Annotated in this window: 10 protein-coding genes; 6 read left to right on the top strand and 4 right to left on the bottom strand. The window is 64.8% G+C overall.

Translation table 11 applies throughout. The features are described 5' to 3' along the window. Positions 1-702: ABC transporter permease subunit (locus EN914_RS17155; protein WP_127389168.1), on the top strand; the 702-nt coding region annotated here is incomplete at its 5' end. Positions 703-712: 10 nt separating this feature from the next. Then, positions 713-1,504, top strand: coding sequence for an ATP-binding cassette domain-containing protein (locus tag EN914_RS17150; RefSeq protein ID WP_013528712.1), 792 nt, complete (start codon positions 713-715; stop codon positions 1,502-1,504). A gap of 188 nt (positions 1,505-1,692) precedes the next feature. Here the strand turns inward: EN914_RS17150 and EN914_RS38330 are convergent, their stop codons facing one another. Further along, positions 1,693-1,878, bottom strand: coding sequence for a hypothetical protein (locus EN914_RS38330; protein ID WP_024502222.1), 186 nt, complete (start codon positions 1,876-1,878; stop codon positions 1,693-1,695). A 309-nt stretch (positions 1,879-2,187) separates the two neighbouring features. Between EN914_RS38330 and EN914_RS17140 the strand changes: the two genes are divergently transcribed. From EN914_RS17140 to EN914_RS17120, 4 genes are all read left to right on the top strand, one after another. Then, positions 2,188-2,547, top strand: coding sequence for a septal ring lytic transglycosylase RlpA family protein (locus EN914_RS17140; RefSeq protein WP_013528714.1), 360 nt, complete (start codon positions 2,188-2,190; stop codon positions 2,545-2,547). 231 nt (positions 2,548-2,778) lie between these two features. Continuing rightward, on the top strand, positions 2,779-4,056 hold the full coding sequence (locus EN914_RS17135; RefSeq protein WP_013528715.1) for a polyhydroxyalkanoate depolymerase: 1,278 nt from the start codon (positions 2,779-2,781) through the stop codon (positions 4,054-4,056). 234 nt (positions 4,057-4,290) lie between these two features. Next, positions 4,291-4,908: a transglutaminase-like cysteine peptidase gene (locus tag EN914_RS17125; protein WP_013528717.1), complete on the top strand. Its 618-nt coding sequence runs from the start codon at positions 4,291-4,293 to the stop codon at positions 4,906-4,908. Between the two features lie 415 nt (positions 4,909-5,323). Continuing rightward, the gene (locus tag EN914_RS17120; RefSeq protein WP_245265299.1) at positions 5,324-5,491 is read left to right on the top strand and encodes a hypothetical protein; all 168 of its coding nucleotides are present in this window, start codon (positions 5,324-5,326) and stop codon (positions 5,489-5,491) included. 84 nt (positions 5,492-5,575) lie between these two features. Here EN914_RS17120 and EN914_RS17115 read toward each other — a convergent pair whose 3' ends face one another. From EN914_RS17115 to EN914_RS17105, 3 genes are all read right to left on the bottom strand, one after another. Continuing rightward, a complete protein-coding gene (locus tag EN914_RS17115) occupies positions 5,576-5,944 on the bottom strand; it encodes a helix-turn-helix domain-containing protein (protein ID WP_013528719.1) in 369 nt (122 codons plus the stop codon). A gap of 10 nt (positions 5,945-5,954) precedes the next feature. Next, positions 5,955-6,485 (bottom strand): Smr/MutS family protein, encoded by a 531-nt coding sequence (locus EN914_RS17110; RefSeq protein ID WP_024502221.1) that lies wholly within the window; start codon positions 6,483-6,485, stop codon positions 5,955-5,957. Then, positions 6,482-7,574, bottom strand: a 1,093-nt coding sequence (locus EN914_RS17105) for a murein transglycosylase A (RefSeq protein ID WP_127389167.1), incomplete at its 5' end; no start/stop codon positions are given. The genes EN914_RS17110 and EN914_RS17105, both read right to left, overlap by 4 nt.

Genomic DNA, 7,574 nt, shown 5'->3' with positions numbered 1-7,574 from the left:
ATTGCCAGCCGCGCCGGCAGCACGTTGGCCGGCATGACGCCGGCGCCCAGCGCGGTCGCCGAGGCCTTCTGGCGGCTGACGCTGTCGGGCGAACTGATCCGCAACATCGGCGTCTCGACCGCGCGCGCCCTTGCCGGCTTTGCCGTCGGTGGCTCGATCGGTTTTGCGCTCGGCCTTGCCAACGGGCTATCGACGCTCAGCCGCGGCCTGACCGACACGACGCTGCAGATGATCCGCAACATTCCGCATCTGGCGCTGATCCCGCTGGTCATCCTGTGGTTCGGCATCGACGAGGAAGCCAAGCTGTTCCTGGTGGCGCTCGGCGTGTTCTTTCCGATCTACGTCAACACGCTGCTCGGCATCCAGAGCGTCGACCCACAGCTGGTCGAGATGGGCCGCGTCTACGGCATGGACCGTCGCACGCTATTCTTCCGCGTCATCCTGCCCGGCGCGCTGCCGGCGATCTTCGTCGGCCTGCGCTATGCCCTGGGCATCATGTGGCTGACGCTGATCGTCGCCGAAACCATCTCGGCCAGTTCGGGCCTCGGCTACATGGCCATGCAGGCGCGCGAATTCCTGCTGATCGATGTCGTCGTGCTGTCGATCCTGATCTACGCGCTGCTCGGCAAGCTCGCCGACAGCCTCGCCCGCCTGCTTGAGCGGCTGTCGCTTGGCTGGCATCCGGCCTTCCAGAACGGATGAGAGATTGCCCATGACCGCCGCCAGCCTGACCGCAGCCCGTTCCTTCGTCGCCACGCCGGTGCGGCCGATCGGCTCCGTCGAAGGACAGCGGGCCTTTGCCTTCAGGCATGCCGGCAAGCGCTTCGGCGACAAGACCGTGCTCGACGGCATCGACCTGGACGTGCCGGCCGGGCAGTTCCTTGCCGTCATCGGCAAGAGCGGCTGCGGCAAGAGCACGCTGTTGCGGCTTCTGGCCGGGCTCGACCGGCCGACATCGGGATCGCTGTCCTTCGGCGTCGAAGAGGAAGGACACAGCCGCACGCGCTTCATGTTCCAGGAGCCGCGGCTCCTGCCCTGGGCCAGCGTGGTGGAAAACGTCGAGGTCGGGCTGACCGGCATCGCCACCGGTAGCGAAGCGAGGCACCGCGCGCTCGACATCCTCGGCGAGGTCGGGCTTGCCGACCGGGCCGACGAATGGCCTTCGGTGCTGTCCGGAGGTCAGAAGCAGCGCGTGGCGCTGGCCCGCGCGCTGGTCGGCCACCCGCAGATCCTGGCTCTCGACGAGCCGCTCGGCGCACTCGACGCCCTGACCCGCATCGAGATGCAGCAGCTTCTGGAACGCATCTGGATCGCGCAGAAGTTCACGGCCGTGCTGGTCACGCATGATGTCGCCGAAGCGGTCGCGCTCGCCGACCGGGTCGTGGTGATCAGCGAAGGCCGGATCGCGCTCGATCTGGATGTGCCCGTGGAACGGCCGCGCCGGCGCGGTTCGGTGGAACTGGCCCGGCTGGAGGGCAAGATTCTGGATCGGCTGTTCGGGTAGGGCTGTCGGGGGCAGGCCCTGGAGGACCGCCTTCCCCCACTCCGTCGCTGCTTCGCAGCGCCACCTCTCCCCCCTCCGGAGGGAGAGGAAAGGAGCCAAGGTCGGCGAGCTCGCGCTTTTCCTCTACCCCGTCGATCGGGGGAGAGGTGGCCCGAAGGGCCGGAGTGGGGGTCGACGTTTCATCAAGCTCACCCGCTTGACCGGTTCGCCCACACCAACCCGATCAGCCCGACCAGCATGGTGACGACGCCGATATAGAGCCATTGCGACTGGCCGGTCATGAAGCTGCCGCCGACAACGCCGATGCCTTGCAGCGACCACAGCGCGCCGACGGCAAGCACAATCAACGCCAGCAGATTTTTGGTCAGCCTCATTGCCGGATCTCCCTTTTGAAGTCGATTGGTTGCAGCATCGGGACCGCGATAAAAGAGCCAAAGGAAGTGGCCCGGCCGCGCCGAGCTCTACTTGGATATTAATGTTCGATCTTGTCAAACGGATGCCCGATAGCAACACAAAGATCATCGTTGATTGATCATCGCGTGCCGGAAAATCCCTGACAGACTGTTACCCAGCGACTCCAAACGTGTGCCATTGCCACGGAACCGCCAGATCACTGCCGCATTTCCCGCCTTATTTGGCACCTAACGGCTGGGGTCTGTCAAAAACGGAGCCATCCCCCAAATATGAAGAACCCAAAACAGACCGCGATTGTCGCGGTAACGATCGCTGCTGGCCTGATGGTCGGCGCTTCTTCGGCGACCGCCGCCGCCCAGTGCGGCCGCGCCTCGTGGTACGCCCTGCACTCCAGAACCGCCTCGGGCGAGCGCATGAACCCGTCGGCGATGACCGCCGCGCATCGCACCTTGCCTTTCGGCACCAAGCTCAGGGTTACCAACAAGAACAACGGCCGCAGCGTCGTCGTGCGCATCAACGATCGCGGTCCGTTCATCAAGGGACGCGTGCTCGACCTGTCGAAGGGCGCGGCCGGCCAGCTCGGCTTCATCGGCTCCGGCCACACTTCCGTGTGCATGGCGCGCGTCTAGAGCTTCCTGTGTCCGGCAAGGGCCGGACACATTACCTACACATTTCGCAGCCGCACACTGAGCCGGCTGGCACCGTTCGGCCCCGATTTCCATGGCCTTGAACCAAAGAAGCATTGGTCACGCAGCGTGACGTATTGCATCGCAGCAATTAGTTGTTAACTTCCCCGCGAGACATTTAGGCTCGGCGCTGCTCGTCGTCCCTTCGGTCGCAGGCAGCAGCGGGGTTTCTCGATGTTCTACCAGCTCTATGAGATGAACCACGCCGCCCTGCAGCCGGCGCGCCTCTATGCCGACGCGGTGCGGATGTTCTACTCCAATCCGCTCAATCCGTTTTCCCACACGCAATGGGGCCGTTCGATCGCGGCGACGGCCGAACTGTTCGAGCGCACCACGCGCCGCTACGGCAAGCCGGCCTTCGGCCTGAGCAAGACCGTGGTCGACTGGAAGAGCGTCGAGGTCGCCGAGAAGACCGTCTGGTCGAAGCCGTTCTGCAATCTCGTGCGCTTCGAGCGCGCTGTCCCCGCCGGGCGCAAGCCCGATCCGAAGCTTCTGATCGTGGCGCCGATGTCTGGCCATTATGCGACGCTGCTGCGCGGCACGGTGGAAGCGATGCTGCCCTATGCCGACGTGCACATCACCGACTGGGTCGATGCCCGCATGGTGCCGCTTGCCGACGGCCAATTCGATCTCGACGACTACATCGACTATGTCATCGACATGCTGCACACGCTGGGGCCGGACACGCATGTGATGGCGGTGTGCCAGCCTTCCGTGCCGGTGCTGGCCGCCGTGGCGCTGATGGAATCCAAGGGCGACCCGTTCGTGCCCTCGACGATGACCTTGATGGGCGGGCCTATCGACACGCGCAGCAACCCGACCGCGGTCAATCTGCTGGCGCAGGAAAAAGGCATCGACTGGTTCCGCGACAATGTCGTGATGCATGCGCCGTGGCCGGTGCCAGGCTTCGGCCGCGAGGTCTATCCAGGCTTCCTGCAGCTGTCCGGCTTCATGAGCATGAACCTCGATCGCCACATCATCGCCCACAAGGACTTCTTCATGCATCTGGTGAAGCATGATGGCGACAATGCCGAGAAGCACCGCGATTTCTACGACGAGTATCTGGCGGTCATGGACCTGACGGCCGAATTCTACCTGCAGACCGTCGACACCGTCTTCGTGCGGCAGGCCTTGCCAAAGGGCGAGATGACGCATCGCGGCACCAGGATCGATCCGTCGGCGATCCGCAACGTCGCGCTGTTCACGGTCGAAGGCGAGAACGACGACATATCAGGCCTTGGCCAGACCAAGGCGGCGCATGATCTTTGCCCCAATATCCCGGCTGAGCGGCACGCCCACTACATGCAGCCGGCGGTCGGCCATTACGGCGTGTTCAACGGTTCTCGCTTCCGCTCCGAAATCGTGCCGCGCATCGTCGACTTCATCACCAGCTATGGCCGCCAGGAGCGTGTCGCGGTGAAGCCGAAGCTGGTCCGCGCCGCCAAGAGATAATGCACGTCGTCCAAAATTGCGGGTTTTGGGACGATGACCTGCATAAAACCAAGCTTAACGGCGACAAACCGTGCGATTGACCGGTAAAAGCCGGCCGGCTGGCTGATTCTGTTGCACAAGTGCCGCTGTCCAGCCCCTCGGGTAACCATGCCGACAATCCGACCGTCGTCGTAATTGACACGGACTGTAAATCCCCCTTAACCTTTCGTTAATAACAAAGGGTGAGCGGGGACAATGATTTCCTCATCGATGGCGCGACGGCTGCGCGTGTATGTGGCGGCCGGGCTGGCAATGACGGCGGGCTGGGTGGCACCGGCCCTGGCGGGTGGAGCGATGGCGACCGGGGGGCTCACCTCGCAGCCGATCGGCCACTATGATTTCTGCAAGCTGCATCCGGGCGAGTGCTCGATCCGCCCGGCCAATCTGGCGCCGGCTCCGATGACCGACGCGCTGATGCGCAAGCTTCTCAATGTCACCGCCAGGGTCAACGCCGCTGTCAAGCCGATGAGCGACATGGACATCTACGGCAAGGACGAGGTCTGGGCCTATCCCGACAAGGGCGTCGGCGATTGCGAGGACTATGTGCTGGAAAAGCGACGCCAGCTTTCGCGCATGAGCATCTCGCTTGCCGATCTTCTGATCACCGTCGTGCGCAAGCCCGACGGCGAGGGCCACGCCGTGCTGACGGTGCGCACCGACGAGGGCGACTATGTGCTCGACAATCTGACCGACAAGGTCAAGCCATGGGACGCGACCGGCTATCGCTTCCTCAAGCGGCAGGCGATCGACAACACCGGCCGCTGGGTCTCGATCCGCGGTGGCCAGCAAGTTCTGGTCGGCGCGGTTCAGTAGGCACCAGCAACGGCGGCTTCCCTAGGGGCGGCATCCAACGCTTCGTCATCCCAGGGCGGAGCAGGAGCGAAGCTCCGTCGCGAAGACCCGGGATCCATGCCGTGATGCCGATGAAGAACGCTGCGGCGCAGGAACAGGCGCCTGCAATCGTCATACCGTCATCACCAGATCTTTTGCCCCGTCGCGACGCTCGCAACTCGCGGCATGGATCCTCGGGTCTGCGCGCCCGCTCCGCCCGTGGATGACGAAATCGATGGGCCCTCCGCCAGAATTCGCATTTCTCCGTGAACCATTTCGCTCCGGCCAGCGACACACAGCCGTGAACCGAAACCAACCATGGAGACTTCAGATGACTGCTTTTCTGCGAAACACCCTTCTTGCCGCTATCGCGGTGTCGAGCATGGCCGGATCCGCCATGGCCGATCAGACCACCAGCTGTGCCAAAACCAACCTCAACGACCTCTGGGCCGGCCGCTGTTGCGGTGATGCCGGGGCGTCGGACTGCCTGGGCGGCGGAAACAATGGCCACGACCACGGCGATCATGGCCGGGGTGGAAATGGCGGCACCGCCGGCAAGAAATGATCTCACCACTGTGCCCGCCGGCGGGCCGCCGGCGGGCAGTGTCCTCGTGAGGCAGGCGAACTTGTACCGGCGCGGACCGTCAGGCTACGGCCGCTGGTTTAACGCCGCGCGGATCGATGCGGTGATGCGGCGAAGCTCGGTTTCGTCGAGTTTCTCGATGTTTTCCGCCAGCAGATTGGCGAGCTCGGTGGCGGCGGGGGAAAGACCCGACGTGTCGAGTTTTACACGCGGGTGCGAGGCCTCGGCCAGCCGCGCCAGTTCCTCGGCATCGTCCCAGATGATGTTGAAATAGCCGATGATCTTCTGGATCAGCGTCCAGGTCGGGGCGCCTCGCCTGCCATGTTCGAGCGCCGACAGATAGGCGGCGCTGACGCCGATCGCCGCCGCCATGTCCTTCTGGCGGACACCGCGTTCGCTTCTCAGCGTCCGCAGCTTCTCGCCGAACGGGGTCATGCGCCCGTCCTCATGAACGGACCCGCCGCAGGCGGATATAGAGCGCACCCGAACCGCCATGATTGCGGGCGGCATGATCGTGGCTGGAGACGAGCGGCCGGAAGGCAGGCGTCGACAGCCAGGCCGGCACGGCGCGCCGCAACACGCCATCGCCGCCGGAAGACGAGCCCTTGCCAGTGATGACCAGGACATAGCGGACGCCGCCGGCATGCGCCCGGTGCAGGAACGAGAACAGCAGCGAGTAGGCTTCGTCCTGCGTCATGCCGTGCAGATCGACGCGGCCCTCGATCGGCAGCCGGCCCTTCGACAATTTGTCCAGCGTCGGTTCGTCGAGGCGGTGCGTGACATGCTGCGCCTTCGGCTTCGCGGTCCCTGCGACATTGGCGACGGGCTGGGCGGGCTGCGACTGGCTTGGCTTGGCCTCGGCAGGAATTTCGGGGATGTCGACGGCAAATTTCCCCTTCAGCGGCTTGGCCGTGCGCGCCACCAGGTTCCACAGAACCCGGTCGTCCTCGCTGAGCTTGTCCGGGCGCCGGGTCATCGGACCGCACCCGCAATGAGCGCGCGCGGCACCAGCGCATAAAAATCCGCGGCATTGCGGACCACGCCGGCGATCTCGCCGGCAGCATCGCCCGAACCGGCGAACAGGTCGCCCCGCGCCGGCCCGGTGATGGCGGAGCCAGTGTCCTGCGCGATCATCAGGCGCCGGAATGGTTTTGCGTCGAAGGCGGCGAGCGTCGGCGCGTCGATGTAAAAGGGCGTGCCGAATGTGTGCAGCAGGCGGTCGACGGCGATCGAGCGGCCCGGCGTCAGCGGCACCTTGGCGGCGGCGATCGGACCAAGGGCAACGTCCTCGACATCGGCCGGGCGGAAGAAAATGTAGGAGCGGTTCTGCCACAGGATCTCGTCGACGCGGTCCGGATGCGCCTTGAACCATGCGCGGATCGATTGCATCGTCACTTCCGCCAGCGGGATCTCGCCAATCTCGCTCAAGATCCTGCCGGGTCCGGTGAAGCGCTGGCCGGATTTGGCGGCATAGGTGACGCGGGCAAGCCGGCCGTCGGTCATGGCGAGGCGTGCGGCACCTTGCACGTGAATGAAGAAGGCATCGACCTTGTCGGCCAACCAGGCGATTTCCAGGCCCTTGCCATCAAGCGCGCCGCGCTCGATCTCGCCACGGTCATGATATTCGACCGGCCCGTTCGGCGTCTGGCGCGCGAAAGCGAGATAGGGGTCCAGGCCCGGCGGCCGGTTTGCGTCATCGATATCGACGAGATCGGCCGGGCGCGACAGCAGCGGCACCGAAAACCGGTCCGTGCGCACCGGTGACGCCTCGACTTGCGGTTCATAGAAACCGGTGACGAGCCCATTTTCGGCAGGGATAAGCGCCGGGACAAAATGGCGCTCGAAGAAGGCGCGGGCCTCCCCGCGGGTCAAAACCGGCGACCGATTCGCCGGCGAAACGGTCCGGGCCTCGGCGTAGGCATCCGCAAAGGCGTCGAAGTCGACGCCGAGCGCGCCGCTGCGATAGGGTTTGGTCAGGACATGGAAGGCGGAGCGGCGAAAGGCGGCGAAGGCCGCCGAATGGTCGTCATCGTTCCAGCCGGGCAGATCGCCGAAGGCTTTCTCG

It is taken from the genome of Mesorhizobium sp. M7A.F.Ca.CA.001.08.2.1, assembly GCF_003998455.1.
In the GTDB taxonomy this organism is placed as follows: Bacteria; Pseudomonadota; Alphaproteobacteria; order Rhizobiales; family Rhizobiaceae; genus Mesorhizobium; species Mesorhizobium ciceri.
This window is presented reverse-complemented; position numbering and strand designations above follow the sequence as displayed.